Consider the following 1649-nt stretch of genomic DNA (forward strand, 5'->3'; position numbering starts at 1 on the left):
GCGGCAGGCCGTCGTCCCCCGCCGGCATCCAGGGCTGGAGGGTCTGCTGCACCTCGAAGGGCGTGGTGGTGAAGTCGATGCCGGGATTGCGCCGGACGGAGTTCAGCGAGGGCACCAGCGTGCGGTGGCGCAGCTGGAACAGCACCTTGGTCAGGCCCGCGACACCGGCCGCCGACTCCAGGTGGCCGATGTTGGACTTCACCGAGCCGACGGAGACCGTCGGCCGTTCGGCCCGTTCCGCGGCGTCGATGCGCCCGCCGAAGGCCTCCACGAGCCCGGCGATCTCGATGGGGTCACCGAGCGGGGTCCCGGTGCCGTGGGCCTCCACGTAGCCGATGGTGGCCGGGTCGGCCTGGGCGCGGCGCAGGGCGGTGCGGATCACCTCGGCCTGCGCGGCCGCGCTCGGCACCGTGTAACCGCCGGTCTTGCCGCCCGCGTTGACGGCGGAGCCGCGGATGACGCCGAGGATGCGGTCACCGTCGGCGATCGCGTCCTTCAGGGACCGCAGCAGTACGGCGCCCACGCCCTCGCCGGCGACGAATCCGTCGGCGTCCGCACCGAAGCTCCTGAGCCGGTCACCGCGCGAGATCATTCCGCGGTCGGCCAGCATGCGCAGGTGCATGGGGTGCAGGATCAGGTTGACGCCGCCGGCGATCGCGGTGTGGCACTCCCCCGACCTGATGCTCTCGCAGGCCAGGTGGATCGCGGTGAGCGAGGCGGAGCAGGCCGTGTCGACGGCGAGGCTCGGGCCGGTGAGGTCGAAGGTGTACGAGACCCGGTTGGCGATCGACCAGTGGTTGGAGTGGGCGTCGGTACGGACGCCGAGGGTGGTGGCCTCGCCACCCATCCACTCGTAGTTGTTGTTCATGACGCCGACGAAGACGCCGACCGGGCCGCGGGAGGCCAGCGCGGCGGCCGGGTGGCCGGCGTCGTCCAGGACGGCCGCGGCGGTCTGCAGGAACAGCCGCCCCTGCGGGTCCATCGCCTCGGCGTCGGCCGGTGATATCTGGAAGAAGAGCGGATCGAACTTGTCGACGTCGTCGATGAATCCGGCCCACTTGCTGTAGCTGCCGCGCACCCCGGCCGGGTCGTGGTGGGCGTCGGCGTCCCAGCGGTCGGCGGGCACCTCGCGGATGCCGTGCCGGCCCGCGGCCAGGTTGTCCCACAGCTCGGCGGGCGTCTCGGCCAGCGGGTAGCGGCCGGCGACGCCCACGATCGCCACACCGTCGCTCGCCGGGGCCGGGGCGGTGGCCCGGGCCAGCAGGCTCAGCAGCAGCTTTCGCTTGTCGTCCACAGTTGCTCTCTCTCGCAGGTCTTCGGTCGGCCGCCGCGGGCCGGGACGTCACCGCCGGGCTGAGGTCAGGCCTGGCCGGTGTGGCGGGCCGCCGCGCGCTGGGCTCGCCGGGAGGTGCGCGGGGCCGGGGTGGTGCCGTCGCCGCCCGGGGCCGTGCCGGGGACGAGGCCCATCAGCTCGGCGAGGTTGTCCACGAAGGACCGGATGGTGGGGAACTCGACGAAGGACGTGACCGGAACCTCGAAGCCCAGTTCCTCGCCGAGCTCCGCGACGACCTCGATGAGCACGAGGGAGTCCAGGCCGAGGTCGAAGAGGTTGGTGTCCGGGGCGGCGAGGTGCCGGCCGCCGAGGACCT

Annotated in this window: 2 protein-coding genes; both read right to left on the minus strand. The window is 73.1% G+C overall.

All coding sequences use genetic code 11. The features are described 5' to 3' along the window. The coding region (locus IH13_RS39480) for a beta-ketoacyl [acyl carrier protein] synthase domain-containing protein (RefSeq protein WP_037843500.1) at positions 1-1294 on the minus strand (1294 nt) is incomplete at its 3' end. A gap of 65 nt (positions 1295-1359) precedes the next feature. Continuing rightward, the coding region (locus IH13_RS0136030) for an acyl carrier protein (RefSeq protein WP_031091364.1) at positions 1360-1649 on the minus strand (290 nt) is incomplete at its 5' end.

This window comes from Streptomyces sp. NRRL WC-3549 (assembly GCF_000721935.1).
In the GTDB taxonomy this organism is placed as follows: domain Bacteria; phylum Actinomycetota; class Actinomycetes; order Streptomycetales; family Streptomycetaceae; genus Streptomyces.